Here is a 26,481-nt window from a genome sequence, read left to right on the forward strand (position 1 = left end):
CAGAAAATGAGTATTCGCTCAAAGACGTAATGAACCCTGTATTGTTTCGTCCTCCCGAGCGTTGCAAACAGGAGCACTTCCTACAATTTGTAAAAAAGCTTCCTTTGAGGATATAGCCTTCTCGAGCAAGCCACGTCTGTGAAGTGATATATAGAGCGCAACAGAATAGGCTTGACAGTTTATCGAACGCTCGGGGTTGAACTCTATATCAGTAAAGGCTGAATAATCTAATAGTTGTGCTGTCAGATTGGTGTTTTTTTTCAAAGCGTTTATATATAGCCAATCATAGAAAGCTGTCTGTGGCTCCAATCCCCATTCAATGCCAAAGAACCGGAATCCAATTAGTCGGCCAGACGAACGAATCCTCTCATCTTTCTTGGCCTCACGTGAGGTCATGTCGAAAATATCGAGAAATGGACCGCCATGTTCGAAAATCTTACTCCCCTGAAACGCACACTCAACGCTTGTTGTACGGCTGTATTTGATGGTGGTAAAAGTTAGATTGAAAGCGCTGAGGGCGATGCCTAGTTCTTCACGTGATTTGCTGGAAACCTCGAGTACTCTATTGATACCAACCATTTTACAGGCAGAAGCATGAAGCGAATCGATAGATTTTTGCTTCTGAGATACAGCCAAACCAGAAAACCATTGGAAGTCAGTAGATTCTGTCCTGACTAATACCGGGCCTTCTGTTGTCGGAATGAATACGGGTCTTTTTGCCATGGGTATCTACTCATACTTACGAGAGTATCCTCGTGATGCAAACATGCCTTTATTGTTTGCGTGAAGGTACAATTTTCGGTCTCCGAGGTATGGCGCATAAGCGTCTCGTGCCGCAGATCTCTCGAAAACTACACATGCTATATCATGAGGCTCAATGACATCAAACACCAGTACTTCAGCCTGTACGTCCGATGGGTCGTAGATTTTAAGCCTTTGTTCCTCACGGGAGGGGATGCCTGCAATGTCTTGATACATACCTGCAAATGCTCGAGGAGTCATTAGGTTGGTAAGGGGTTGAGTACTAATACGTCCATCAGCAGCGTTGTGACAGCAGAAGGCACAATTCTTCGTCCAAAGAATTGAGGGGGGAAGAACTAGAATAACCCAATCAACAGTGACGTCTGACATTCTATATTTGTACAGCATCTGACAGTTGGGAAAGCCAATAGATAGAGATGTACTATCACTATGACCATCAAATCGGTAGTTATCATTGATAACTGGAGCTGCATCTACCTCATGTGCACGGCCAACAGGATAAATCCCATGAGTCATTATTGATGGAAGGTTGATTGCCCTAGTGAAATGAAGTAAATAAGGTATTGCTCTTTCCTTTGCATAATTTTCAATTGTTTGTTGTTTCATGAGTTATCCCTCACTCTTGTTTTCGCTGATTTTATAATGTACCTCCTAATGTTTTTAGGCAAGAGTAATGATTATTTTGATCGTGATTGAGTGGATTTAAGGTGTATTTGGTTTGTGACTTTAATGAGTTCGTTTCTGATTTTATTCACATTGATGTGTTTCTTATTTATCTTAAATTTTTGGCAGAATTTATGAAACTCAATGTTTATTGATACTCTGCCAATTTATCTTGAAAAATCGGGCAATAGGGCGTATAACCACGCGCTTGTCAGTGTATTGAGTGAGCCTATCTTCATGCAGCAGAACGCGCAGCAAACAGAACCCGTGCAGAACGCCCCCTTTTGGCAGGTAAAAAGCCTGCAACAGATGACCATGACGGAGTGGGAGTCCCTGTGCGACGGCTGCGGCAAGTGCTGCCTGAACAAGCTGATCGACGAGGACACCGAGGAGCTGGTGTTCACCAACGTGGCCTGCAACCTGCTCAATACCAAGACCTGCCAGTGCTCCGACTACGGCAACCGCTTTAAAAAAGAGCCGGACTGCCTGCAGATCACCCACGACAAGATTGCCGAATATGACTGGTTGCCGTCGACCTGTGCCTACCGCCTGCTGGCGGAGGGGCAGAGCCTGCCTGCGTGGCATCCGCTTATCACCGGCAGCCGCAGCGCCATGCACCAGGCTGGTCAGTCGGTGCGCGGCAAGGTGGTGCACGAGGTGGATGCCGGCGACTGGATCGATCACATCATTACCTGGGCCAGCTAACGCCAGGCCCGCCTATCGGGCCAGCCGCGAGCCGTACCAACTGCGAAGGGGCAGGGGAGTCATCACTCTCCTGCCCCTTCGGTTTTTTGATGCTTTCCGAAGCGCTGGACGAAGGCGCCTATTTGTCTGCCTTGCCCGCCGCATCGGCCAGTTTGGCCAGCTGTTTGTCATACCAGGCCACCGGGCGGTTCTCATCTTCCGCCCGCTCTTTGCGCCGGATGGCGTTGCGCACCGCCATGGCGCCCAGCCAGCGAAACGGTTCGGGCGGAAAATAGCCGCGCGGGCTGCTGACCAGCGCGCAGTCGCGCCACGGCTTGTCCTCCTCCCGTACTTCATCGCGCACCAAGGCCGCCAGGATCTGGCCGCCCATCCAGCTCTGGGCCACCCCGTTGCCGGAGTAGCCGAGGCCATAGACGATATTGGGTTGCCCTCGCCAGTGGCCGAAGAAGGGGAGGCCATCTACCGAGCGGTCGGAGGCGCCGCACCAGCTGGCGGCGATGGGTACCTCTTTGAGCGCCGGAAAGAAGCGGAGCAGGGTGCAGGTGAGGGGGGCAAGATAACGGCTCGGCGCATCAAACTCGGCCAGATGGCGGTTGGCAAAGGCGAAGGTGTTGCCCCCCTTGCCCAGCATCAGCCGCCCTTGCGGGGTGGAGCGGTAGTAGTGGACAAAGGTGCGGCCATCCACCACGGAGCGGCCATGCGCAAGCTGCTGGGCAGCCAGTGCATCCGGCGCGGGGTCGGTTATCACCATATCGGAGGAGACCAGCACGATACTGCGGCGAAACTCGCGAAAGTGCTGCACCATGGCGCTGTTGAGGGCCAGCACCACCTTGCGGGCACGCACCTCACCTTGCGGCGTTTGCACCCGTGCAGGCTGACCCGCCTCAAGGCGCTGCATGGGGGAGTGCTCATAAACCTCGACCCCCAGCTCCCGCGCCACCCGCAGCAGGCCGCGCACCAAGAGCGCCGGTTGCACCGAACCGGCGTGGGGGCTGTAGAGCCCCTCCAGATGAACGTGGGAGCCGCACTGGCTCGCCAGTTCACCCTCCGCAATCGCCTGCCACTGGTTAAGGCCGGCGTGCTCTAGCTCCTGTAATACCGGCTCCATCAGGCCGCGCTGCGCCTCGCTGGTGGCGGTGTAACAGGTGCCCTCGACCCTCAGCTCTGCCTCTATGTGGTGCTTTTCGCAGAAGCGGGCGATCTCGTGCACCGCCTGCTCGGATTTTTGCACCAGCCAGGCGGCCTGCTGCTCGCCAAAGAGGCGCTTTAACGTCAGGTATTTGGCCGACCAGGTGAGCAGGCAGCCGCCGTTGCGCCCGGAGGCGCCGCTGCCGCAGCGATCTTTCTCCAGCACCATGATGCGCAAGTGTGGCTCGGCTGTTTTAAGGGCGATGGCGCTCCACAGCCCGGTAAAGCCGCCGCCGACGATGCAGACATCGGCCTCGTGGTTGCCGCAAAGTGGCGTGGGGGGCGCGGGCTGTTCGGCGGCCAGCGCTTCGGCCAGCCAGAAGGGGAGAGTGGACATCATGACTCCTCAACAAGGTTATGGGTGGCGCCAGCGCTGGGTGCGATCCAGCAGGGTGCGGCTCAAAAAGAGCTGGAGCAGCTTGACGGTGGCGGCAGCCAGCAGGATCAGGGTGGCCATGGCAGCGGCCGCGGCGGTATCGCCGGAATCCTCCATATTCAGCACGGCGATGGAGGCGAGCACGCTGTCGCTCGAGTAGAGGAAGATCACCGCCGAGGTGGTGGTCATGGCGTTGACGAACAGATAGATAAAGATTTCCAAGAGCGCTGGCAGGGAGGCGGGCAGGGTGACGCGCCAGAACGCCTTCCAGAGCGGAATGCGCAATGAGATGGCCACCAGCTCCAGCTCCTTGGGCAGTTGCTTGAGGCTGGTCAGCGCCGTCATATGGCCCACTGTGTAGTAGTGGATGACGCAGGAGAGCACCATCAGCGGCAGAGTGCCATAGAGGCTGCCAAACAGCGGATTGCCGTTGAAAAAGAAGATGTAACCCAGCCCCAGCACCATGCCGGGCACCGCCAGCGACAGCATGGCAAGCAGATGCAGCAACTGGCGTAGCCATGCAAAGTGGCGCCCCTTCTCCTGGGCCCAGGCCAGCACCATCACCAGCACTGTGCCCACAAGGGCGGTAAAAAGACCCAACTGCAAGGTATTGGTAAAGGGCTGCCAGCCGTAGACGCTGTTGCTGTCAAAGGCGTAGTGATCCAGCGTCAGCCCGAGGTTGTAGGGCCAGAACTGCACCAGGGAGCCATAAACCGCCATCCCGACCAGCGCCAGAAACAGCAGGGCCCAGAGGGTGCACCAGCCTAGCGCCAGCAGATCCCGTAGCCGATGGGGTTTGGGCTGATAGGGCACCGCCTTGGTGCTGCTCTGCTCCTGCATCTTGCTACGCACCCTGTGTTCCAGCGCAAAGCTCAAGAGCGCCGGCAGCAGCAGGGTGACGCTGGCAACGGCGCCCAGCGAGAAGTTCTGCATCCCGATTACCTGCCGGTAGATGTCGGTAGCCAGCACGCTGTACTGGCCGCCAATCACCTTGGCCACCCCGAAGTCGCAGATGGTGAGGGTGAAGACCGCTATGGCGGCGCTCAAAAGGCCATAGCGGGCGGTAGGCAGAGTGACGGTGACAAAGGTGCGCCAGCCGCTGCTGCCGAGCACCCGGGAGGCTTCATAGAGGCGGGCATCGCTCTGACCGAGCGCCGTGATGAGGATCATCAGGGCGTGGGGAAAGCACCAGAAGCCAAGGCCAATGACGATACCGATGGGGCCGTAGATGCTCTCGCCGCCGAGCAGCCCCTTGGCGATCCCCTGATTGCCAAACCAGTAGACCAGACTGATGGCGGGCAGCAGAGAGGGCATCAAGAGCGGGATCAAACCGATGAGGCGAAACAGGGGCTTGCCCGGCATGCAGGTGCGGGTGAGGGCATAGGCGTAGCCAAAGGCGATGGTCACCACCAGCGCGGTGATTAAAACCCCGAGCCAGAGGGTGTTGCCTATGGTGCGCCCCAGATGAGGGGAGTCGAAGTAGGCGCTGAAGTTGGCAAGGCCCACCCAGAGGCCGTTCTCATCCTGCAGGCTCTTTTGCAGCATGGTGAGCAGCGGTAGCAGCAGGCCGCCGGTGAGCAGGGCGATGCCAAGCAAAAGCAGGATCAGCTGCAGCAGTTGATCCCGGCTCCAGCCGCGACAAAGCCGCTGCCAACGAGAGTCTTGGCGGGCTGTCGCTGGCGGCAGCAGGGAGGAGGTCGCAAGGGGGGCTGTCATGGGCGATCTCCTTCAAACAGCTGCATCGCTCCGGCGGGCCAGTGCAGCGAGCAGCGCATGCCGCTGCGCCAGCCACCCTGTTCGTGGCGGGGCAGCTCGTGGGTCGGGCGCTCCACCAGGATCTGCTGCGGGCCCAGATAGGTGTCGGCGGTGCAGATGAGGCGCTGGGCGGCGCCGAGAAACTCCACCTGATCGATGGTTGCTTCAACGCCATGCTGACCAAGACAGGGTTCGCTCGGCGCACTCAGGGTGATCGCCTCGGGGCGGATCGCCACCTGCAATTTGCTACCGGCCGCCGCCCGGTTGGCCAGTGTCAGCGGTTGCTCGTTGAGGCGCACTTGAGTGGGGCCGAGCACCAGGGTCTCGAGGAAGTTCATGGTGCCGACAAAGCTTGCCACGAAACGGCTGGCAGGCTGGTGGTAGATCGCTTGTGGCGTGCCTACCTGTACGATGCGGCCGCCTTCCATCACCACGATGCGATCGGCCATGGTCAGCGCCTCTTCCTGATCGTGGGTCACCATGATGGTGGTGATGCCAAGGCGCTGCTGCAGGGCGCGGATCTCGCTGCGAAGGTGGGTGCGCACCAGCGCATCCAGCGCGCTGAGCGGTTCGTCCAGCAGCAACAGACCGGGGGAGAGGGCCAAGGCCCGGGCCAGCGCCACCCGCTGTTGCTGGCCGCCGGAGATCTGGCTCGGGTATTTGTGGGACTGGGCAGTGAGGTCCACCAGCCCCAGCCAGTGATCGACCCGCTCCTTGATGAGATCCCGTGCCAGCCCCTGATTCTCAAGGCCGAAGGCGATGTTCTGGGCCACCGTCAGGTTGGGGAAGAGGGCATAGGACTGAAACACGATGCCAAAGTCGCGCTGCTGGGGCGGCAGCTGGGAGATATTGCGCCCCCCTTGCCAGATCTCGCCGCTGTCCGGCAGATCCAGCCCGGCGATGGCTCTGAGCAAGGTGGTCTTGCCGCAGCCGGAGGGGCCGAGAAAGCAGATAAACTCCCCCGGCTCAATGGTCAGAGAGATCCCCTTGAGGGCCTGAAAAGTCCCAAACTGCTTGTTGAGATGTTGAATGTCCAGATAGGGCTGGGTCATGGTGCGACTCGCTACTGATTTGGTATATACCAGTTTGCGGGTGAAGTGTGACGATCAGGTGATCGGGGGATGACGGCTTGATGACAGTCAGATGACATCGGGTCGCCAGCAGCTAGCTTGGTCGCTTGTGGATGGGCGGGGTTACCAATTGAGGGTGAAACAAAGTGGGGGCGATGCCAAAAAACGAAGGCCAACCTGGGTTGGCCTTCGGCAATCTGTTTATCAGCCTGGGTGCATTGGCATTGTTCAAACCAGCCCTAAATGGGATTACTGCTTAGCTTCGGTCTTGCCGTCGAAGCTGGCGCTCCACTGGGCCAGGATGGTGTTGCGCTCGCGGGCAGCCCAGCCAAAGTCGTTGTCGATCATCTGGCCTTTGATGTTGGCGGGATAGCCGGCTCTGGGCTTGGCCACCTCCGGGATGGCGACCACTGCGAATGACTTGTTGTAGAGGGCGTTGGCCTGCTCGGTGGCGGCAAAGTCCAGCAGCTGTTTGGCTGCATCCAGCTTGGGGGTGCCCTTGATGATGGCGGCGGCTTCCATATCCCAGCCCGAGCCCTCTTTCGGGAACACCACCTCGATGGGGGCACCCTTGGCCTTGAGGCTGGTAGCCGGGAAGTCGAAGGAGATACCGATCACCGTCTCGCCGCTGGCAGCCAGCTTGCAGGGAGCTGAGCCCGAGTGGGTATAACGGTCGATGTTCTGGTGCAGGCCATTCATAAATTGCCAGCCCTGCTGCTCGCCCATGGTCTGCAGCCAGCCGGCGACGCTCAGGTAGCCGGTGCCGGAGGAGCTGGGGTTGGGCATGATCACCTTGCCCTTGTAGACGGGCTTGGTGAGGTCGGCCCAGCTGGTGGGCGCCGGGATCCCCTGTTTTTCCGCCTCTACCTTGTTGAAGCAGATGGCGCTGAAGAAGGCGTCCAGACCGATCCAGTGTGGCTCGGCCTTGCTGTCGCGAAAGCGGCTGTCGAGCTTCTCCAGCCCTTTCGGGGCATAGGCATTGAGCATCTGCTGCTGATCGAGCTGCATCAGGCTGGTGGCCGCCAGCCCCCACACCACATCTGCCTTGGGCTGGGCTTTTTCCGCCAGCAAGCGGGCGGTGACCACGCCGGTGGAGTCGCGCACCCACTTGATGTTGATGTCCGGATGCTGGCGTTCGAACGCGGTTTTCAGCTCGCTGAGCTGTTCCGGTTCGAAGGCGGTGTAGACGGTGAGATCGGTCGCGGCCAGTGCCGGGGCTGTCGTGGCAGCCAGCACGGCGGCGGCCAGCAGATGGGTTCCCTGTTTCATCCTCTTCTCCATATAAGTTGGCTTGGTATAAACCAGATTGGTCGAGAGAGAGGCTAGGGGATCTTTATGACGTGACCGTGACGGCCCCGTGACGTTTTGCTGTTCCTGATGTGTCCGCGACTAATCCTGGGTATCCACCTCGATCTCCAGACTGTCGTGGCGCCAGTACTCCAGATCGAAGTCAAGCACCCGGCCGTGCTGATCGAAGTTGAGTCGCTCGAGGCGCAGGGCGGGCAGACCGGCGGTGGCCCCCAGCGCCTTGGCTACCTCGTCCGGCAGGGCGGTAGGGAAGAAGCGCACCTGCATGCGGGCGTAGTGAAGATCGTAATGGGCCTGATAGATCTCGGTCAGGCTGCCGTTGAGATCCAGCTCCAGCAGGCCCGGTACCCGCTCTGGCAGGCAGTGATTCTCGCAATAGCAGATGGCGCGCCCGTTGGCGTAGCGCAGCCGCTTGAGCAGAAACAGGCTGTCGAACGGCTTGAGCTGCAACTGCGCCATCAACGCGGGCGGCACTGCCTGGCGGCTTTTCTCCAGCAGCTCGGTGCGCGGCTCCCCCCCTTGCTCCCGCACTATCTGGTGAAAGTTGGAGGTGCGTCTGGGGTTCAAGCGAAAGCGCGGCGGGGTGACGAACCAGCCGCGGCGATCCTCCCGATAGATAAGGCCATTGGCCTCCAGCTGCACCAGGGCCTCGCGGATGGTGACCCGGGTAGTGGCGTAGAGTTCCCCCAGCAACCGCTCGGAGGGAAGCTTGTCGTTGGGGGCCAGGCCCCCCGCCAGGATCTGGTTGGCGAGGGCATCCTTGATCTGCAGGTATTGGGGTTTGCTCATGAAAATCCCTGGTTGTGCAATGAGTTGGGCAATGGTCTGGTCATCGGCCAGGTCGCTAAGCGTAGGTATCAACGTGCATTGGTAAAGACCAGTGTTGCCCCTGTTGTTCAGGCTTCCTAGATTATCGCGATCCCGGCGCCGAAAATGAATTTTTTGTTGCACGTAAGGCCACCCCTTTGACCTTGGCGGGGGAGTTACCCACAATGCGCTCATTCTGGTATATACCAAAAGGAGTGAAGTCATGACCCATATTCCTGCGGCCCCTGCCGCCGTCGATTACCTGCTGCTGACCCCGGGCCCCCTCTCGACCACCGCCACGGTGCGCGCCGCCATGCTGCAAGACAGCTGCACCTGGGATGCGGACTACAACCAGGGCGTGGTGGAGCCCATCCGCCGCGAGCTGGTGCGCCTCGCCACTGGCCCTGAATATGAGAGCGACTACAGCGCCGTACTGCTGCAGGGGAGCGGCAGCTATGTGGTGGAGAGCGTGCTGGGCTCGGCGATAGGCGTCGACGAGTGTCTGCTGATCATCAACAACGGCGCCTACGGCGCCCGCATGGGGGAGATGGCCCGCTGCCTTGGCCTGCGCCACCATGAGCTCGACTGCGGCGAGACCACCCGCCCCGAACCCGCCGCCATCGAGGCGATGCTGGCGCGCCACCACGAGATCACCCATCTGGCCATGGTGCACTGCGAGACCACCACCGGCATGCTCAACCCGCTTGAGGAGGTGGCTGAACTCTGCCAGCGCCGCGGCATTCGCCTGATCGTCGATGCCATGAGCAGCTTTGGCGGCATCCCCATCGACATGGGGCGCCTTGGCATCGAGTTTCTCATCAGCTCTGCCAACAAGTGCATTCAGGGGGTGCCGGGCTTTGGCTTTGTCATCGCCCGTCGCGTGGCGCTCACGGCCTGCGCCGGTCGCGCCCGCTCGGTCTCCCTCGACCTGCACGCTCAGTGGCAGACCATGGAGCAGCAGGGGGGCAAGTGGCGCTTTACCTCGCCCACCCATACCGTGCTCGCCTTCGCCCAGGCCCTGCGTGAACTGGATGAAGAAGGGGGGATCGCCGCCCGCCATCAGCGCTATAGCGAGAACCAGCGCACCCTGGTGGATGGTATGGCGGCGCTTGGCTTTGCGCCGCTGCTGCCAGAAACATGGCAATCCCCCATCATCACCGCCTTCTACTCCCCGGCGCACCCGGATTACCGCTTTGCTGACTTCTACCAGCGGCTCAAGGGGCAGGGTTTTGTCATCTATCCGGGCAAGGTCTCGCAAGCCGATTGCTTTCGCATCGGCAATATCGGTGACGTGACGCCGGAGCGGGTGCGGGATCTGCTCGCCGCCATAGCCTGTGCCTGCTACTGGCGAGGGGATGCGCGATGACCAGCGTTCTGGCTCAGGGCCGCGAGCAGCGTGACCATAAGCTGCACGGCAGTGGCCGCGCCGACAGTGAAGGGGATATCAACCTCGGCGAGGGGCGCTCACGCTGGTGGGCGGGTCAGAGCGAAGATGTACAGGCCGGATTGGCAGAAGATAGCCGCTACTTTCTCCATCAGGCCCTCTCCACCCCCTGTCTGGATCTGATTGAGGGGGCGCAGGGGAGCTGGCTGACCAGCGTATCGGGCAAGCGCTACCTCGATTTTCACGGCAACAGTGTCCATCAGCTGGGCCATGGTCACCCCAGAGTGGTGGCCGCGGTGCAGCAGCAACTCGCCGACTTGCCGTTCGCCCCCCGCCGCTACACCCATCAGGTCGCCATCGACTGCGCCCGCACTCTGGCCGAACTGGCCCCGGACGATCTCAACCGGGTGCTGTTCGCCCCCGGCGGCAGCGAGGTGGTGGGGATTGCCCTGAAGCTTGCCCGTTTCATCACCGGCAACAGCAAGGTGGTATCCCTGTGGGATGCCTTTCACGGCGCCTCCCTCGATGCCATCTCGGTCGGCGGCGAGGCCTGTTTTCGCGCTGGCATGGGCCCGCTGATGGCCGGGGTAGAGCGCATCCCGCCACCCACCCGCTATCGCGGTGTCTGGTATCGCGGGGAGGGGGATGATCTGCACTACGCCGATTATCTGGAGTACGTCATCGAGAAAGAGGGGGGAATAGGCGCCTTTATTGCCGAGCCTATCCGCAACACCGATGTGCAGGTGCCCTCAAGGGCCTACTGGCAGCGGGTGCGGGAGATCTGCGATCGCCACAAGGTGCTGCTGATCGTCGACGAGATCCCCAATGCCCTGGGTCGCACCGGCCACTGGTTCAGCTTCGAGGAGTTTGGCATCGAGCCCGACATCATCTGCCTTGGCAAGGGGTTGGGGGGCGGGGTGGTGCCGTTTGCCGCGCTCATCACCCGCGATCGTTTCAATCAGGCGGCGGCCATCTCGCTCGGTCACTACACCCACGAGAAGAGCCCTATCGGCTGCGCGGCGGCGCTCGCCACCATCGCCACCATCCGTGAAGAAGGGTTGCTGGCCAAGGTGCAGGAGGATGGCCGCTTGATGGCGTGCGAGCTCGCGGCGCTTGCCGAACGCCACCCGCTGATCGGGCAGGTGCGCGGCATAGGTTTGCTCTGGGCGCTCGATCTGGTGGTCGATCACCAGAGTCGCATCCGCAACAGCCAGGCCGCCGAGCGGCTGCTCTACCGCTGCCTGGAACTGGGGCTCAGCTTCAAGGTCTCCCAGGGCAACGTCATCCAGCTCTCGCCCCCGCTCAATATCGCCCGCGCCGATCTGGTGCGCGCCATCGCCATTCTCGATCGCGCCCTCGGCGAGATCGCGTCTTCACCGCAACAGGAACACCACCATGACTGACTTGCAGACTGCCATCCACCCGACCACAGACATAGAGGCGCTGATCCTCGACTGGGCCGGCACCGTCGTCGATTTCGGCTCCTTCGCCCCCACCTCCATCTTTGTCGAGGCCTTCGCCCGCGCCTATGACTTTGCTGTGACCCTGGATGAGGCGCGCCAGCCCATGGGGCTGGGCAAGTGGGACCATATCGCGGCGCTCGGCCGGCTGCCCTCGGTGGATGCGCGCTGGCAGGCCCGCTTTGGCCACCCCATGAGCCACGCCGAGGTGGACCACCTCTATCACACCTTTATGCCGCTGCAGATTGCCGCCGTGACCCGCTTCGCCGCCCCCATCCCGGGTGTGCTGCCGGTGCTGGAGGCTCTGCGAGCTCAAGGGCTGCGCATCGGCTCCTGCTCCGGCTACCCCCGTCCCGTGATGGAGGCGCTGGTACCGGCGGCGGCCGATCACGGCTATCGCCCGGATCACTGGGTCGCCACCGATGACCTCAAGGCAGGTGGTCGCCCCGGCCCCTGGATGGCGCTGGCCAACGTGATTGAGCTGGGGGTGAGCGCGGTGCATCGCTGCATCAAGGTGGATGATGCCGTGCCGGGTATCAGCGAAGGGTTGAATGCGGGCATGTGGACCGTAGGTCTGTCGGTCTCCGGCAACGAGTTTGGCGCCACCTGGGAAGCGTTTTCCGCCATGAGCGAGGCGGAGATCGCCACTAGGCGCGCACCGGCCGAGGCCAAACTGCGGGCGGCGGGGGCTCATTACGTGATCGATACCCTGGCCGACATCGCTCCGGTCATCGCCGATATCAACCGCCGTCTGGCAGCAGGGGAGCGGCCCTGAACAAGGTGGGGTGAGAGAAGGGGAGTGCCGGCCCTGCCTGCAGGTTTTCAGGCCTATGTTCCCTGACTATCAGGCATAAAAAAACCGGCGCCTGGGCGCCGGTTTTTGTTCACCGAGACTCTATTACAGAGAGGCGGTGAAGGTACGGGTGATGACGTCTTGCTGTTGCTCTTTGGTCAAAGAGTTGAAGCGAACGGCATAACCGGATACGCGGATGGTCAACTGCGGATATTTTTCCGGGTTTTCCATGGCGTCCAGCAGCATTTCACGGTTCATCACGTTGACGTTCAGGTGCTGACCGCCTTCCAGGTTAGACTCGTGGTGGAAGTAACCATCCATCAGACCGGCCAGGTTGGCTTTCTGGGCTTCCATGTCTTTACCCAGCGCGTTCGGCACGATGGAGAAGGTATAGGAGATACCATCTTTGGCGTAAGCGAACGGCAGCTTGGCGACGGAAGTCAGGGAAGCAACGGCACCCTTCTGGTCACGACCGTGCATCGGGTTGGCACCCGGGCCGAACGGCGCACCGGCGCGACGACCATCCGGGGTGTTACCGGTCTTCTTGCCGTACACCACGTTGGAGGTGATGGTCAGCACGGACTGGGTAGCCACGGCACCACGGTAGGTGTTCAGCTTCTGAATCTTCTTCATGAAGCGCTCAACCAGGTCGCAGGCGATGTCATCGACGCGAGCGTCGTTGTTACCGAACTGCGGGTACTCGCCTTCGATTTCGAAGTCGATGGCCACGCCATCTTCGTCACGAACCGGCTTGACCTTGGCGTACTTGATGGCAGACAGGGAGTCAGCCGCCACGGACAGACCGGCGATGCCGCAAGCCATGGTGCGATAGACGTCACGGTCGTGCAGCGCCATCAGAGAGGCTTCGTAGCTGTACTTGTCGTGCATGTAGTGGATGATGTTCAGCGCGGCAACGTATTGCTTGGCCAGCCAGTCCATGAAGTGATCCAGACGATCCATCACGTCGTTGTACTCGAGGTACTCGGAGGTGATCATGTCGGTCTTCGGACCCACCTGCAGCTTCATCTTCTCGTCCATACCGCCGTTGATGGCGTACAGCATGGTCTTGGCCAGGTTGGCACGAGCACCGAAGAACTGCATCTGTTTGCCGACGATCATCGGGGACACGCAGCAAGCGATGGCGTAGTCATCGTTGTTGAAGTCCGGACGCATCAGGTCGTCGTTCTCATACTGAACGGAAGAGGTCTCGATGGATACCTTGGCGCAGTACTTCTTGAAACCGACCGGCAGCTTCTCGGACCACAGGATGGTCAGGTTCGGCTCAGGGGACGGGCCCATGGTGTACAGGGTGTTCAGCATACGGAAGCTGTTCTTGGTGACCAGGGTACGGCCGTCAACGCCCATACCAGCCAGGGTCTCGGTAGCCCACATCGGGTCGCCGGAGAACAGTGAATCGTATTCCGGGGTACGCAGGAAGCGAACCATACGCAGCTTCATGACCATGTGGTCCATCAGCTCCTGGGCTTCTTGCTCGGTGATCAGGCCTTTTTGCAGGTCACGCTCGATGTAGATGTCCAGGAAGCTGGAGGTACGACCGAAGGACATGGCCGCGCCGTTCTGGGACTTGACCGCCGCCAGGTAGGCGAAGTAGGTCCACTGTACGGCTTCTTTGGCGGTCTTGGCCGGAACGGAGATGTCGCAACCATATTTGGCAGCCATCACCTTCATCTGGGCCAGGGCACGGTGCTGCTCGGAGATCTCTTCGCGCAGACGGATGGTGGCTTCCAGGTTGACACCGTTTTCCAGGTCAGCCTGCAGGGACTTGAACTGGGCCAGTTTGTCGGCCATCAGGAAGTCGATACCGTACAGGGCAACACGACGGTAGTCACCGATGATACGGCCACGGCCGTAGGCATCCGGCAGACCGGTGATGACGCCGGACTTGCGGCAGTTCAGGATGTCTTTGGTGTAGACGTCGAACACACCCTGGTTGTGAGTCTTGCGGTACTCGGTGAAGATCTTCTCGACCATGGGGTCCAGCTGACGACCGTACACTTCGCAAGAGGTCTTGACCATCTTGATACCGCCGTTGGCGATGATGGCGCGCTTGAGCGGCTTGTCGGTCTGCAGACCAACGATTTGCTCCAGGCTCTGATCGATATAGCCGGCATCGTGAGCGGTAATGGTGGAGGGCAGGTCGGTATCAAAATCGACCGGCGCGTGGGTGCGGTTCTCGATCTTGATGCCTTCCATGACCTTGTCCCACAGCTTGGTGGTAGCTTCGGTCGCGCCAGCCAGGAAGGACTCATCACCTTCATACGGGGTGTAGTTCTTCTGGATGAAGTCACGGGTGTTGACAGAGGTCTGCCATTCACCGGCCGCGAAGCCTTCCCATGCTTTTTGGAACTGTTCGTTAAGTTCTGCCATTTTCATTACCTCTCAAGGTATTTATGTGTCTGCCGCCATCCTTAATGATGGCGACGGAAGATAAACCAGTAAGTCAGCCCAACCATGACGCCACCACCAATGATATTACCTATGGTGACAGGAATGAGGTTGTGCAGGACGAAGTTGGATACGGTCAGGTCGGCAAAGGTCGCCGGGTCCTGGCCGATGGCCTGCCAGAATTCCGGGCCTGCGACGCTGTGAATGGCGATGCCGACCGGGATCATAAACATGTTTGCGATGCTGTGCTCAAAACCGGAGGCGACGAACATGGCGACGGGGAGCAGCATGACCATCACCTTGTCGGTGGCACTGCGGGCGCCGAACGCCATCCACACGGCGAGACACACCATGAGGTTGCAGAGGATGCCAAGCGCCACGGCTTCGAAGAAGGTGTGGTGGATCTTGTGCTGGGCCACCTTGAGGGCGTTGAGGCCCCACTGACCATCTGCCGCCATGTATTCGGCCGACATGATGATGAGCCCGACGATAATGAGACCGCCGATGAGGTTGCCGAAGTAGACCAGTCCCCAGTTCTTGAACAGTTGGGCCCAGGTGATGCGGTTGGCTGCCTTGGCCACCAGGGTGAGGGTGGTAGAGGTGAACAGCTCGGCGCCGAGCAGCACGCAGAGGATCAGGCCAAGAGCGAAACAGAGACCGCCGACCAGCTTGCTGAGGCCCCAGGCCACATTGCCGGCACCCGTGGTGACTGTGATGTAGAAGACGAAAGCGATGGCGATGAAGGCGCCAGCTGTGATGGCCAGGGGGATGACCTTGTATGCGGGCTTGGTGGCCTTGGCATAGGTTATATCTTCTGCCAGTGCAGCGATGGCTTCTGGCTTGAGACAATCAAAGGGAGATTCTGCTTTCAATTCTCATGTACCTGATGTTTTGCCTGTGGAAATCATAACAAAGGGCCAGATCGTCAAAATTGACTCCGATCAAGAATTGCAGATTGTGAATGTAATTTTACTACAAATATTTGAGTCCCCCGGCAGCGATTCTTTACACCAGGTTTCAGCTGAAACAGAAACGTGGTTTTTTTAATGTCATGATTTTAAACAATTTATTTTTCATCCCTGAAAAAGTGTGCCGGCAAGGCATCTTTGCGTCTCCCCAGCACTTGCTACTCCTTGTTGGCAACCCCCTAAGAGGTATTTTTTGTTTTTTATTTCATCTTTGAATAACAAATGGCCACTTGGCAGACCATAAAAGAGAAGGGGCCATCAGGGCCCCTTCGGAATGTTACCACATCAACCCCATGAATGGGCTCGTTTGGCCTTCTGCAGCTTCTCGTAGGCAGCCAGCAGCTTCTGATGCAGCGGGAACTGGCTGAGGGAGAGATCGGCGGCAGCCAGTCCGTGGAAGCGCGCTTCACCGCTGGCGTGGGCCCAAGCCTGCGCCAGCGTCTCTTCGCCATACATGCGGGCAAACACGGCGCGGTACTGCTCGGGGTCACGATCCTCGTCCAGGAACAGCTCGACGCAGGCGCGCAGGGCACGATAGTAGTTGGCGCGATCGGCCGGGAACACCGACTGGTTGAACTCCATGGTCCAGTCGATGAGATCGAGCGCTGTGTCGAGTTCTCCGGCGGCCAGCGCCAGCATGGCTTTGAGCTCGCCCACCCGCAGGGTGTGCAGGGCGGTGCCCTTGGCGGCGGCGATGCCGAGCAGCTCGCGCACCCGGGTGCGCTCGTCGTGACCCTCTTCATCCAGCTGGTCAAACAGCGCCATGTATTGCTCCGCGTCCCACTCCAGCGCCGGCAGCGCCAGGATGGTTTCCCGCAGGTGGGCACCCATGGTGTTGTTGGCCAGCAGCAGATCTTCGGCCGGATAGATGTCGGACATGCCTGGCACCAGGATGCGGCAGGCGTAGACGCCCAGGTGCTCGTAGTCGGCGATGTAGACCGGCTGCTCCAGCTCGTGGAAGATGCCGATCAGGTGGTCGAACTCCTCCTGCGAGGTGCCGCGGAAGTCCCAGTCGGCAAACTCGAAGTCCGCATCCTGCTTGAACAGGTCCCAGCTGATGAGGCCTGAGGAGTCGATGAAGTGGGTCTCCAGGTTGTGGTGATCCGCCACCTGCTCGTTGTCAAACGAGGGTGGTACGAACACATCCAGATCCTTGAGGCTGCGGCCCTGCAGCAGCTCGGTGACGGTGCGCTCGAAGGCCACTTCGAAGCGCGGGTGGGCGCCGAAGGAGGCAAAGCAGGTGCCGTTGCTCGGGTTGAGCAGCACCACGCAGATGACCGGGTAGCGACCGCCAAGCGACGCATCGAAGCTGTAGATGGGGAAGCCTTCGGCTTCCAGCGCCTCGATGGAGGCCTTGATGCCGGGGTAACGGGCAATGACCTCGGCCGGGATCTCCGGCAGGCTCAGAGCTTCTGCGATGATCTTGTTTTTGACGTGGCGCTCGAACACCTCGGACAAGCCCTGGGTGCGGGCCTCGGTCTTGGTGTTGCCGGCGCTCATGCCGTTGGAGACGTAGAGGTTGCCGATGATGTTCATCGGGATGTAGACGGTCTGGTGATCGGACTGGCGCTCGAAGGGCAGGGCGACGATGCCGCGCTCCTCGTTGCCGGATTGCAGATCCACCAGCATGTCGGCAGTCACTTCACCGTCCGGGTTGTAGAACTTGCGGGTGAAGCTGTCGAGCAGACCGGCCGGCAGCTGATCCCCCTCGATGGGGAACCACTTCTCGTTCGGGTAGTGCACGAAGTCGCCATTGGCAACCTGCTCGCCCAGATAGAAGTCGGCGAAGAAGTAGTTGGTGGAGAGACGCTCGAAATATTCGCCAAGGGCGGAGGCGAGCGCCGCCTTCTTGCTGGCCCCCTTGCCGTTGGTGAAACAGAGGGAGCACTCCTTGTCCCGGATGTGCACGGACCAGACGTTGGGCACGGGGTTGAGCCAGGAGGCCTCTTCGATATCAAACCCCAGGGCTTGCAGCTTGGTCTGGAAACGTTCGATGGAGTCTTCCAGCGCCGCGTCCTTGCCGGGAATAAAAGTGTGGTCGGTCATCACGATATCCTGATTTTTATTGGCTCATGTTTGGCCGCAGATAATAGCAGGGGTCGGCGCGTTTGGCAGGCAAAAAACGGGGGCCATGCCCCGTTTGGCTCTCCTTTCAACCGCCCAGGGTCACGGCTCATCCGATGAATTTCAGACCCAGGAGCCCGCCGATGATCAGCAGCAGGCAGAGCACCCGGGCGAGGGTGGCCGGTTCGTTGAACAGCCAGATCCCCATCAGCACGGTGCCGACCGCGCCGATGCCGGTCCAGACCGCGTAGGCGGTGCCAAGGGGCAGCTGTTTGACCGCCATGGCGAGCAGCAGCACGCTCACCCCCATGGCAGAGAGAGTCAGCAGGGTGGGGAGGGGACGGCTGAAACCGTCGGTGTATTTGAGGCCGATGGCCCAGGCGACCTCGAACAGGCCGGCCAGCAGCAGGAGCAACCAGGACATAAGGCAGATTCCGCAGGAAGCAGGGTCGTCCCTGCGTATCAGGAGGCCTCGGGGTCGTCCCCGAGGGGCAGCGGGGCTGCCGGTCGGTCTCAATGATGCCCCAAGTCGTGACGGGATGCCAACCGGCTGCCCGCAGGTCGGCCAGGCTGACGGATATTGCAGCGAACGGCACAGAATATTGCGCAATTCGACTTGCGCCCGCCGTCACAATCCGTAATGTGGACAGACGCATTTTTCGCAACCCATATTTTGTGAACCGCTTGTAAACGGCCCGCGCCGGACAAGGGATCACGGTTATCACACTCGGTTTCTATAAGCAGCTATCCAGGGTAGGACATTATGAAAAAAGTAGGTTTGGTCGGTTGGCGTGGCATGGTGGGTTCGGTGTTGATGAGCCGGATGCAGGAAGAGAAGGATTTTGCCCGCATTCAGCCCACCTTCTTCACCACCTCCCAGGCCGGTGAGGCCGCCCCCAATTTCGGCGTCGATGCCGGCACCCTGCAGGATGCCTTCGACATCGAGGCGCTGGCCGCACAGGACGTCATCATCACCGCCCAGGGCGGCGACTACACCAAGGATGTCTATCCGCGCCTGAAAGCCGCCGGCTGGCAGGGTTACTGGATTGATGCCGCCTCCTCCCTGCGCATGGAGAAGGACGCGGTCATCATCCTGGATCCGGTCAACGGCGACGTCATCGAACATGCCCTGAACGACGGCATCAAGACCTTCGTCGGCGGCAACTGCACCGTCAGCCTGATGCTGCTGGCCCTGGGTGGCCTGTTCAAGGCCGATCTGGTGGAGTGGGTGAGCGTGGCCACCTATCAGGCTGCCTCCGGCGGCGGTGCGCGCCACATGCGTGAGCTGGTCACCCAGATGGGGCTGCTGCGTGATGAAGTGGCTGTGGAGCTGGCGGATCCCGCCTCCGCCATCCTCGACATCGAGCGCAAGATCACCGAGAAGACCCGCTCCGGCACCCTGCCGGTGGACAACTTCGGCGTACCGCTGGCCGGTGGCCTCATCCCCTGGATCGACACCAAGCTCGACAACGGCCAGAGCCGCGAAGAGTGGAAGGGCCAGGCCGAGACCAACAAGATCCTGGGTATCGAAAACGCCGCCATTCCGGTGGATGGCCTGTGCGTGCGCATCGGTGCCCTGCGCTGCCACAGCCAGGCCTTCACCATCAAGCTGAAAAAGGATGTGCCGCTAGCCGAGATCGAAGCCCTGCTGGCCGCCCACAACGACTGGGTGAAAGTGATCCCCAACGATCGCGACATCACCGCCCGCGAGCTGACCCCGGCCGCCGTCACCGGCACCCTCAGCATCCCGGTCGGTCGTCTGCGCAAGCTCAACATGGGTCCGGAGTATTTGGCCGCCTTCACCGTGGGCGACCAGCTGTTGTGGGGCGCCGCCGAGCCGCTGCGCCGCATGCTCAACATCCTGCTGGACCGCGGGTGATGGCAATCGGGAACGACGACAGGGGGCTCAGGCCCCCTGTTTTTTTGGCAGGAACCGGGCAGGCTCGATGCCATTGACGCTGCAAGGCATGGGGTCTTCGTTTTGTAATGCAGTGGCACTGTTATTAACTAAATAGATATTAACAGTGGCGCATCGATTATTTCCTGACTGAGCAGTCAGTGCCGGAAATATATTCCCGCAGCCGCCCTGGTAGCCGACTCGTTCTATTCCATCTGTACCACAAAATAGGGTGCGGTGGGCTCGCGGGATGGGCGGGATATATGCCTTGTTACAAATGAATATCCATTCAAGATATCCACTGCGAGCCCGATTGATTACACTGACCGCCTGGCCAGGCCGATACCACGAGGCCGTGGCGCCAGGTGATCCGACGCGGCGTGGCGGCCGGCTCGCGGCAGCCCCGTGGGGGGCGAAAATAATATTTATATGCTCAATAGTGCGCGTTACGCCCATGGCGTGCCGTCGCCGTTTTCCCCTTGCTGCGAGACCAATGAAGGGCAGCAACGGTGACCCATAATAATGTTCAGGTTCGAGAATTGGGAAATTACATGAGAGTCGTGTGGAGTTTGCTCTATTTCTTCAGTGTCTTGGCCTTGGCCGGCCCCGCGCTGGTCAAGGAGCAGAAAAAAGTGGCCGATCCCTTGATCGTGCCCTATCAGCAATATCGGCTCGACAATGGCCTGACGGTGATCCTGACCCAGGATCACTCCGATCCCCTGGTGCACGTGGCGGTCCACTACCGGGTGGGGCTGGAAGAAGAGGCGCCGGGCCAGTCCGGGCTGGCCCACCTGTTCGAGCACATGATGTTTCAGGGCTCGGCTCACGCGGGGGAGGAGGGCCATAACCGCCTGCTGCAACAGATGGGATCAAAGGATGTGAACGGCTGGACCCAGGAGGATCAGACCCGCTATTTCCAGACGCTGCCGGCCAATCAGCTGGAGAAGGTACTCTGGCTGGAGGCGGATCGCATGGGGTTTCTGCTTGATACCCTCTATCAGCAGAAGCTGGACGTGCAGCGCGACATCATCAAGAACGAGCGCGCCAACCTGATCGAAGATCAACCCTATGGGCGCTTCTATGAGGCGCTGAATCGCACGCTTTACCCGCCCAATCACCCCTACTTCAACACGCCGTTTGGCCGGGCTGCAGATCTGGATCGCCTCACTCTGGAGGATGTGCGCCAATTCTTCCTGCGTTGGTATGGGCCCAACAACGCCACCCTGGTGATCGGCGGTGACATTCAGCCGGCCCAGACCCTGGCCTGGGTCGAGCGCTATTTCGGGGCCTTGCCCGCCACTCCGGCCCAGACTCGGCCGCTGGTGCGGCCGGTGACGCTGAAGAAGAGCCGCTATCGCACCCTGACCGATCGGGTGGCCGAACCCCTGCTGGTGCTGGCCTATCCGACCGTCTCTGCCAGTGATCCCGGGGTCGAGGCCCTCGATCTGCTGGCGGATCAGCTGGGGGGCTCGGCCAGTGGCCTGCTGCAGCGAGAGCTGCAGCAAAGCGGCAGGCTGGTCTCCGTCTTTGCCAGCCATGAATGCAATGTGCTGGCATGCAAGTTGATGATCCATGCCATTCCCAATCTGGCCAAAGGGGCCGAGCTTGGCCCCATCAAGGCGGAGATCGATCGGGTCATCGGCCAGCTCGTCAGCGACGGGGTCTCCCGCGAGCAGCTTGCCCACTCGGTCAATGCCCTGCGCGCCAAACGGATTTGGCCGCTGGACAGCGTGGCCGGCAAGGTGGAGCAGCTGGGCACAGGTTATACCCTGTTTCAGGATCCCAACTTCCAGTATCGCAACCTCAAGCGCCTTGCCCGGGTGACGCCGGCCGATCTGCAGCGGGCATTGACGCGCTATGTGTTGAACAAGCCCAGGGTGGTGCTGAGCGTGGTGCCGGCCGAGCATCCCGAGTGGCAGGCGGGCAACCCCAACTTCGTCGAGCCGCCCCCCTTGCCGCTGGCCCGGCCGCAGCAGACGCTGGCTCCCAGACAGATCGAGGAGACCCTGGATCGACGCCAGGAGCCGGCCAGTGGCGGTGCCTTGCCGGTGCCCATGCCGACCCTGTGGCATGCCAAGCTGGGTGAGCGGGTCTCTCTGCTCGGTCACTACAGCGACGAAGTGCCGGCCTTTGCCATGAGCATCAACTGGCCGGGCGGTGAGCGGGCCGAGCCGCAGGGCAAGGGCGGGGTCGCCACCCTGACTGACGCCATGCTCTCCCTTGGCAGCGAACAGCTGCAGGAGGCGAGCATCGAGGAGCGGGCGCGCCAGCTGGGAGCCAGCATCAGATTCGAACATGGTGAGGAGCGCAGCTCCATCGAGGTCCAGGGGCTCACCTCCCATTTCGAGGAGGTGCTGGCGCTGGTACGGGAATTGGTGCTGCAGCCCGCCATGCGCAGCGCCGATTTCGAGCGCAGCCAGTTTGACTACAGCCAGTGGCTGCAACAGCTGGCTCGCGATCCCCAGTGGCAGGCGGACTGGCAGTTCGGCGCCCTGCTCAAGGGGAACAAGCCGCTGGATCCCGTGGCCAGCCTGCGGGCGCTGACCCTGGACGATGTGCGCCATTTTTATCAGTCGGTCCATCGCAGCGGGGAAGCCCAAGTGGTGGTGAGCGGGGATCTGGCTCAGGAGCGGGTGATGAAAGCCCTCGGGTTCTTGGTCGAGCCAGCGGGTCAGCCGGCGGCCCTGCGCTCTCTGGAGTGGCGTGGGCAGCAGGCCAAACGGGCCATCTATCTGCTGGACAATCCCGGGGCTGCGCTTAGCCAGATCCGGGTGGGGCGGCGCGCCATGGCGGAGGATGCCTTCGGCGAGCAGTACCTGACCCGGCTGATGAATGTCTCCCTCGCCGAGCGGTTGAACATCCGGCTGCGTGAGGAGCTGGGTTACACCTACTTTATCGGCGCTACCTTCGAGGGCAACGTCGATGCGGGTTATTTCCTGCTGCAAAGCAGCGTGCGCAGCGCAGTGACCGGGGCGGCGTTGCGGCAGATCCTGCAGGAGCTCGACAAGTATCAGCGGCTGGGGCCGACCCGGCTGGAGGTGCGTACCCTGCGGGATCGGGTGCTCAATGGCCAGGCGCTCGACTACGAGACGCTGCCGCAGGAGGTGGCCTACATGCAACCCATCCTGCTCAAAGGGTGGCCGCAGGATTATGTGGAGCAGCAGGTGCAGCAGGTGAGCCAGCTTTCCCCCTTTACCCTGCGCGAGCTGGCCCGCCGCTGGCTCGATCCCGACGACATGGTGATCCTGGTGGTGGGGGATGCCAAGACGCTGGCCCCTGAGCTGGCCGGGTTGGGCTGGCCGGTGCAGCGCCTCTCTCCCTAGCGGGTTGCCCCTATTGGGCGACGGCCGCAAGCAAAACAGCCCGCCCCCTGGCAGGGGGCGGGCTGTTTTTTCATTCAAAAGAGACAGACGGTCAGAGCAGGGCCAGGGCGGCGGCCAGATCGGCGATCAGATCGTCGGCGTCCTCCACCCCGATGCTGAAGCGGATGAGATCGTCATTGACCCCGGCGGCGAGGCGGCTCGCCTCGTCCATGGCGGCGTGGGTGGTGCTGGCCGGATGGCAGGCCAGGCTCTCGAGATCCCCCAGGCTCACCGCCTGCACGAACAGCTGCAGGTTGTCGAGCAGGGTGGCGCAGCGCTCAAACCCACCTTCCAGCTCGATGCTCACCATGCCGCCAAAACCGCTGGCGAAGGCGCCGAGGGCATCGTGGCCCGGATGGTTGGCAAGCCCCGGGTAGATCACCTTCTTCACCGCCGGATGGGCGGCCAGGAAGTCGGCCACCTGCTGGGCGTTGTGCAGGTGGGCATCCATGCGCAGGGGCAGGGTCTTGACCCCGCGCTGCAGCAGGTAGGCCTCCTGCGGGCCGATGGGGGAGCCGATGTGCTTGAGGGCCACGGTACGGATCGACTTCATCAGCACGTGCGAGCCCGCCACCACCCCGGCGATGATGTCGCCGTGGCCGCCCAGGTACTTGGTGCCGCTGTGCATGACGATGTCGATGCCAAGCTCGAGCGGGCGCAGCAGATAGGGGGTGAGGAAGGTGTTGTCACACACCGTGATGGCGCCCACCTTGCGGGCCGCCTCCACCACCACCCGCGGATCCACCACCTTGAGGGTGGGGTTGGTCAGGGTTTCGAACAGTACCACCTTGGTGGCGGGGCGGATGTTGGCCAGCAGATCCTGATCGCTCTCGTAGGCGGTGACCTTGATGCCGGCGCGGCTGAAGGTCTGCTTGAGAAACGCATCGGTGCCGCCGTAGAGCGGGCCGATATAGGCCACTTCATCGCCGCTGTCGGCCAGGGCATACATGATGGCGCTCACCGCCGCCATGCCGCTCGCCACCACCAGCGCCTCGTCAGCGCCTTCCAGCGCCGCCAGCTTCTGCTCCAGCTCGGCGGTGGTGGGGTTGCCAAAGCGGCTGTAGATAAAGCCGGGGGCTTGACCTGCGAAGCGCTCCTTGCCCGCCTGGGCGTTGAAGTAGCTGAAGGTGCTGCTCTGGTAGAGCGGGGTGGTGAGGGCGCCGGTCTGGGGATCGATCCGCTGGCCGCTGTGCACGCTCATGGTTTTGAATTTCATTGTATTGCTCCGTCATTGCCAGGCTGTGGTCCAACTGCTTGTGTCGTTTGAAGGGGGCGTCGCGGCGCCCCCCGTCTATTAGGTATGGCAGCGTCAGGCGAGTTGTGGCTCGCGCCGTTCGCGCTTTGTAGTTTGCCCGTTTGTCATCTGCGGATTGGCTGACGGCGGGGCGACGCCATAGTGGCGGGCCGCCACATCCGGGTGGGAGCGCAGCCTCCCTTTGAGTACGTTCTCCCCCACCTGATAAAAGAGCGGGTTGGTCGGGTCGCTCTCGGGCCCCAGCGCCTGGGCTGCCAGCGCGGGGGAGAGGCTGAGCAGCGGCACGGTGGCATCCAGCCGCGCCGCCATGAAGAAGGCGCAGGAGAGGCGCGAGACGCCGGGCGGCGGGCTTGCCACCCGGTGCAGGGTGGCCTTGAGGTAGCCGTTGGAGGCGAGCTCCAGCAGCTCGCCGATGTTGACCACCAGGGCGCCCGGCAGGGGCGGCGCCGAGATCCAGCCATTCGCTGTCTCCACCTCGAGCCCGGAGTGATGATCCTGCATCACCAGGGTCAGGTAGCCGGGATCCTTGTGGGCACCCACCCCCTGACCACTGCCCCCCTCGGCTTGCCCCGGGTAGTGAATGAGCTTCATGTGCTGATAGGGGGCACCGCGAATGCTGTCGTCAAACACCCCGGCCGGTTGTTCCAGCACCTCGGCGAAGGCGGCCAGCAGGGTGAGGCTGATGGCGCTCAACTTCTCCTGCCACGCCAGCAGCTGCGCCTGCATGTCGGGCAGGGCTATGGGCCACTGGTTGGGGCCGATGAGCCGCTGCCAGGGTTCACGGATCTGCGTCGAAGGCAGGGCCTGCGCCTCGTTCATGATATCGAACTGCTCGCGCAGATCCGGCCGCGCCCGGGTGAGCTCGGCCCCCACCTGGTTGTAGCCACGAAAGTGGGGGGAGTGCACCATCTGCACCGCCAGCTTCTCCTGCTGTGGCAGGGCGAAGAAGCGGGCCGCCAGCGCCAGGGTTTCCTGCTGTTCTTGCTCGCTCAGACCATGGCCGACCAGATAGAAAAAACCCACCTCACGGGCCGCCCGGCCAAGGGTGGCCAGCATCTGGCGACGGGTCTCGGGGGCGCCATCGAGGGCGGCGAGATCGATGATCGGCAGTGGTGAATGTTCCATGTGCACCTCCTCACTGGCCAGGGGCGGGAGGCTACCCGCACACCTGACATGAAAATGACGACGCCCTGACCGATAAACCGGCCAACGCCCTGTTGCCAGGGATGGCGCCATTTGGATTGAGGGAGATGCTACTGTTCGGAGTTATAAGACGGAAGCAACAAATTATTCTTAGTTATATACAAAAATCGAAATAGAATTCGCCACCCATCCGGGTGGCTGCGGATTGAGCGGCGATAATGGCAATATACCGGCGCACTTGGCACCCATGTTGGCCTGACTCGGCATGTGCCGGCTTGAGCGCCATGGGAGCGCGACTTGAGCCAAAAAGAGGCAAGGATCGCTGGTTGTGCAGAGATGTGCAAAACGCAGAGATGCAAAAAGGGAGGCTGATGCCTCCCTTTGTGTAACGGGCATTGCGGCCCGGTGTGGTGCCTGGCTCAGGCTCAGTAACCCAGGGTGAAGCGCTGGCGCAGGTGGGCCGGTTTTTCCGCTTCGTTGAGCACGCCGTCGGCCAGATCGCTGACCGTGATCCCGGCCGGTTGTTCACCGCTGAACAGCACCTGATCGGCACCGAGCCGGTAGCCGCCGCGCTTCTCGCCGGGTTCCAGGAACACGGGCGGGGAGACGAAACGCCAGTCGAGGGCGGTTTCACGGCGCAGGGCGGTGAGGCCGTCGCGGGCGGCCAGGGCCCCCTGTTTCCACTCGGCCGGGAATTCCGGGGTATCTACCAGTTGCACGCCGGGGGCAATTTCCAGACTGCCGGCACCGCCGACCACCAGCAGCCAGCTGTTGGCCGTGACGGCGGCAGCCACGATGGCGCTCGCCCCCTTGAGGTACTGGTCGTAGATGTCCGGGGCGGTCCAGCCCGGGTTGTAGGCGCTGATCACCCGATCGTGCCCCTTGAGTACCTTGGCCAGCGCCTGGCTGTCCTGGGCATCCACCGCCACGGCGGTGACCTGCGGGTGAGCGGCTACCTTGCTCACGTCACGCACGATGGCGGTGACGTGATGGCCGCGGCTGACGGCTTCATTGAGGATGGCTGTACCGACAAAACCGCTGGCACCGATCAGGGCAATTTTCATGGGAGATTCTCCTTCACTGTTGGAATGGGGCTATCCTACGCCCCCGAATTT

At 61.3% G+C, this 26,481-nt stretch carries 20 protein-coding genes; 6 read left to right on the forward strand and 14 right to left on the reverse strand.

Annotated features, from left to right (window positions below; genetic code table 11):
• Window positions 1-18 precede the first annotated feature (18 nt).
• Both AB5Y95_RS08225 and AB5Y95_RS08230 read right to left on the reverse strand, forming a co-directional pair.
• Entirely contained in the window at window positions 19-723 is a 705-nt protein-coding gene (locus AB5Y95_RS08225) for a hypothetical protein (protein ID WP_368160441.1), read from the reverse strand.
• A gap of 6 nt (window positions 724-729) precedes the next feature.
• Window positions 730-1,368, reverse strand: a complete 639-nt coding sequence (locus AB5Y95_RS08230; protein ID WP_123246020.1) for a DarT ssDNA thymidine ADP-ribosyltransferase family protein — start codon at window positions 1,366-1,368, stop codon at window positions 730-732.
• Between the two features lie 294 nt (window positions 1,369-1,662).
• On the opposite strand from AB5Y95_RS08230, the gene AB5Y95_RS08235 reads away from it, so the two are divergent.
• On the forward strand, window positions 1,663-2,130 hold the full coding sequence (locus tag AB5Y95_RS08235) for a YcgN family cysteine cluster protein (protein ID WP_279973113.1): 468 nt from the start codon (window positions 1,663-1,665) through the stop codon (window positions 2,128-2,130).
• A 118-nt stretch (window positions 2,131-2,248) separates the two neighbouring features.
• Here the strand turns inward: AB5Y95_RS08235 and AB5Y95_RS08240 are convergent, their stop codons facing one another.
• The 5 genes from AB5Y95_RS08240 to phnR form a co-directional block, all read right to left on the reverse strand.
• Window positions 2,249-3,655 carry an FAD-dependent oxidoreductase gene (locus tag AB5Y95_RS08240; RefSeq protein WP_368160445.1) on the reverse strand — a complete coding sequence of 469 codons (1,407 nt, stop codon included), beginning with the start codon at window positions 3,653-3,655 and terminating at the stop codon, window positions 2,249-2,251.
• Between the two features lie 18 nt (window positions 3,656-3,673).
• The gene (locus AB5Y95_RS08245; protein WP_368160447.1) at window positions 3,674-5,410 is read right to left on the reverse strand and encodes a putative 2-aminoethylphosphonate ABC transporter permease subunit; all 1,737 of its coding nucleotides are present in this window, start codon (window positions 5,408-5,410) and stop codon (window positions 3,674-3,676) included.
• Window positions 5,407-6,501, reverse strand: coding sequence for a putative 2-aminoethylphosphonate ABC transporter ATP-binding protein (locus tag AB5Y95_RS08250; protein ID WP_368160450.1), 1,095 nt, complete (start codon window positions 6,499-6,501; stop codon window positions 5,407-5,409). Before AB5Y95_RS08250 ends, AB5Y95_RS08245 begins: the two co-directional genes overlap by 4 nt.
• A gap of 267 nt (window positions 6,502-6,768) precedes the next feature.
• Window positions 6,769-7,788 (reverse strand): putative 2-aminoethylphosphonate ABC transporter substrate-binding protein, encoded by a 1,020-nt coding sequence (locus AB5Y95_RS08255; RefSeq protein ID WP_368160453.1) that lies wholly within the window; start codon window positions 7,786-7,788, stop codon window positions 6,769-6,771.
• A 120-nt stretch (window positions 7,789-7,908) separates the two neighbouring features.
• Window positions 7,909-8,616 carry a phosphonate utilization transcriptional regulator PhnR gene (gene phnR, locus AB5Y95_RS08260; RefSeq protein ID WP_172442655.1) on the reverse strand — a complete coding sequence of 236 codons (708 nt, stop codon included), beginning with the start codon at window positions 8,614-8,616 and terminating at the stop codon, window positions 7,909-7,911.
• 241 nt (window positions 8,617-8,857) lie between these two features.
• Between phnR and phnW the strand changes: the two genes are divergently transcribed.
• From phnW to phnX, 3 genes are read left to right on the forward strand one after another with little or no spacing between them, the layout of a single operon-like run.
• Window positions 8,858-10,000 (forward strand): 2-aminoethylphosphonate--pyruvate transaminase, encoded by a 1,143-nt coding sequence (phnW, locus tag AB5Y95_RS08265; RefSeq protein WP_368160456.1) that lies wholly within the window; start codon window positions 8,858-8,860, stop codon window positions 9,998-10,000.
• On the forward strand, window positions 9,997-11,421 hold the full coding sequence (locus AB5Y95_RS08270) for an aspartate aminotransferase family protein (protein ID WP_368160458.1): 1,425 nt from the start codon (window positions 9,997-9,999) through the stop codon (window positions 11,419-11,421). The genes phnW and AB5Y95_RS08270 overlap by 4 nt, the downstream gene beginning before the upstream one ends.
• Entirely contained in the window at window positions 11,414-12,253 is an 840-nt protein-coding gene (gene phnX, locus AB5Y95_RS08275) for a phosphonoacetaldehyde hydrolase (protein ID WP_126881982.1), read from the forward strand. Before AB5Y95_RS08270 ends, phnX begins: the two co-directional genes overlap by 8 nt.
• 123 nt (window positions 12,254-12,376) lie before the next feature.
• On the opposite strand, the gene pflB is transcribed toward phnX, so the two are convergent.
• The 4 genes from pflB to sugE all read right to left on the reverse strand — a co-directional run bounded on the left by pflB (window position 12,377) and on the right by sugE (window position 18,133).
• Complete coding sequence (gene pflB / locus AB5Y95_RS08280; protein ID WP_005300244.1) at window positions 12,377-14,659, reverse strand: formate C-acetyltransferase; 2,283 nt, start codon at window positions 14,657-14,659, stop codon at window positions 12,377-12,379.
• Window positions 14,660-14,700: 41 nt separating this feature from the next.
• Entirely contained in the window at window positions 14,701-15,549 is an 849-nt protein-coding gene (focA, locus tag AB5Y95_RS08285; protein WP_005300246.1) for a formate transporter FocA, read from the reverse strand.
• Between the two features lie 381 nt (window positions 15,550-15,930).
• The gene (ycaO, locus tag AB5Y95_RS08290; protein WP_024941585.1) at window positions 15,931-17,691 is read right to left on the reverse strand and encodes a 30S ribosomal protein S12 methylthiotransferase accessory factor YcaO; all 1,761 of its coding nucleotides are present in this window, start codon (window positions 17,689-17,691) and stop codon (window positions 15,931-15,933) included.
• A 127-nt stretch (window positions 17,692-17,818) separates the two neighbouring features.
• Entirely contained in the window at window positions 17,819-18,133 is a 315-nt protein-coding gene (gene sugE / locus AB5Y95_RS08295) for a quaternary ammonium compound efflux SMR transporter SugE (protein WP_368160462.1), read from the reverse strand.
• 339 nt (window positions 18,134-18,472) lie between these two features.
• On the opposite strand from sugE, the gene asd reads away from it, so the two are divergent.
• Together asd and AB5Y95_RS08305 are read left to right on the forward strand one after the other, a co-directional pair.
• A complete protein-coding gene (asd, locus tag AB5Y95_RS08300; protein WP_005300252.1) occupies window positions 18,473-19,588 on the forward strand; it encodes an aspartate-semialdehyde dehydrogenase in 1,116 nt (371 codons plus the stop codon).
• Window positions 19,589-20,157: 569 nt separating this feature from the next.
• Complete coding sequence (locus AB5Y95_RS08305) at window positions 20,158-22,929, forward strand: M16 family metallopeptidase (protein ID WP_368160465.1); 2,772 nt, start codon at window positions 20,158-20,160, stop codon at window positions 22,927-22,929.
• A gap of 91 nt (window positions 22,930-23,020) precedes the next feature.
• Here the strand turns inward: AB5Y95_RS08305 and AB5Y95_RS08310 are convergent, their stop codons facing one another.
• From AB5Y95_RS08310 to AB5Y95_RS08320, 3 genes are all read right to left on the reverse strand, one after another.
• Window positions 23,021-24,184 carry a PLP-dependent aspartate aminotransferase family protein gene (locus AB5Y95_RS08310; protein ID WP_042006289.1) on the reverse strand — a complete coding sequence of 388 codons (1,164 nt, stop codon included), beginning with the start codon at window positions 24,182-24,184 and terminating at the stop codon, window positions 23,021-23,023.
• Window positions 24,185-24,277: 93 nt separating this feature from the next.
• Complete coding sequence (locus AB5Y95_RS08315) at window positions 24,278-25,348, reverse strand: isopenicillin N synthase family dioxygenase (RefSeq protein WP_368160469.1); 1,071 nt, start codon at window positions 25,346-25,348, stop codon at window positions 24,278-24,280.
• A gap of 443 nt (window positions 25,349-25,791) precedes the next feature.
• Window positions 25,792-26,430 (reverse strand): NAD(P)-dependent oxidoreductase, encoded by a 639-nt coding sequence (locus AB5Y95_RS08320; protein WP_368160472.1) that lies wholly within the window; start codon window positions 26,428-26,430, stop codon window positions 25,792-25,794.
• Between the last annotated feature and the right edge of the window lie 51 nt (window positions 26,431-26,481).

Origin of the sequence: Aeromonas sp. R5-3 (assembly GCF_040908225.1) — a bacterium.
Classification (GTDB): Bacteria; Pseudomonadota; Gammaproteobacteria; order Enterobacterales; family Aeromonadaceae; genus Aeromonas; species Aeromonas dhakensis.

What these genes read in the sequence shown, in the direction of transcription:
- AB5Y95_RS08225 (WP_368160441.1), bottom strand. Translation starts at nt 723, where the DNA reads ATGGCAAAAAGACCCGTATTCATTCCGACAACAGAAGGCCCGGTATTA.
- AB5Y95_RS08230 (WP_123246020.1), bottom strand. Translation starts at nt 1,368, where the DNA reads ATGAAACAACAAACAATTGAAAATTATGCAAAGGAAAGAGCAATACCT.
- AB5Y95_RS08235 (WP_279973113.1), top strand. Translation starts at nt 1,663, where the DNA reads ATGCAGCAGAACGCGCAGCAAACAGAACCCGTGCAGAACGCCCCCTTT.
- AB5Y95_RS08240 (WP_368160445.1), bottom strand. Translation starts at nt 3,655, where the DNA reads ATGTCCACTCTCCCCTTCTGGCTGGCCGAAGCGCTGGCCGCCGAACAG.
- AB5Y95_RS08245 (WP_368160447.1), bottom strand. Translation starts at nt 5,410, where the DNA reads ATGACAGCCCCCCTTGCGACCTCCTCCCTGCTGCCGCCAGCGACAGCC.
- AB5Y95_RS08250 (WP_368160450.1), bottom strand. Translation starts at nt 6,501, where the DNA reads ATGACCCAGCCCTATCTGGACATTCAACATCTCAACAAGCAGTTTGGG.
- AB5Y95_RS08255 (WP_368160453.1), bottom strand. Translation starts at nt 7,788, where the DNA reads ATGAAACAGGGAACCCATCTGCTGGCCGCCGCCGTGCTGGCTGCCACG.
- phnR (WP_172442655.1), bottom strand. Translation starts at nt 8,616, where the DNA reads ATGAGCAAACCCCAATACCTGCAGATCAAGGATGCCCTCGCCAACCAG.
- phnW (WP_368160456.1), top strand. Translation starts at nt 8,858, where the DNA reads ATGACCCATATTCCTGCGGCCCCTGCCGCCGTCGATTACCTGCTGCTG.
- AB5Y95_RS08270 (WP_368160458.1), top strand. Translation starts at nt 9,997, where the DNA reads ATGACCAGCGTTCTGGCTCAGGGCCGCGAGCAGCGTGACCATAAGCTG.
- phnX (WP_126881982.1), top strand. Translation starts at nt 11,414, where the DNA reads ATGACTGACTTGCAGACTGCCATCCACCCGACCACAGACATAGAGGCG.
- pflB (WP_005300244.1), bottom strand. Translation starts at nt 14,659, where the DNA reads ATGGCAGAACTTAACGAACAGTTCCAAAAAGCATGGGAAGGCTTCGCG.
- ycaO (WP_024941585.1), bottom strand. Translation starts at nt 17,691, where the DNA reads ATGACCGACCACACTTTTATTCCCGGCAAGGACGCGGCGCTGGAAGAC.
- sugE (WP_368160462.1), bottom strand. Translation starts at nt 18,133, where the DNA reads ATGTCCTGGTTGCTCCTGCTGCTGGCCGGCCTGTTCGAGGTCGCCTGG.
- asd (WP_005300252.1), top strand. Translation starts at nt 18,473, where the DNA reads ATGAAAAAAGTAGGTTTGGTCGGTTGGCGTGGCATGGTGGGTTCGGTG.
- AB5Y95_RS08305 (WP_368160465.1), top strand. Translation starts at nt 20,158, where the DNA reads ATGAGAGTCGTGTGGAGTTTGCTCTATTTCTTCAGTGTCTTGGCCTTG.
- AB5Y95_RS08310 (WP_042006289.1), bottom strand. Translation starts at nt 24,184, where the DNA reads ATGAAATTCAAAACCATGAGCGTGCACAGCGGCCAGCGGATCGATCCC.
- AB5Y95_RS08315 (WP_368160469.1), bottom strand. Translation starts at nt 25,348, where the DNA reads ATGGAACATTCACCACTGCCGATCATCGATCTCGCCGCCCTCGATGGC.
- AB5Y95_RS08320 (WP_368160472.1), bottom strand. Translation starts at nt 26,430, where the DNA reads ATGAAAATTGCCCTGATCGGTGCCAGCGGTTTTGTCGGTACAGCCATC.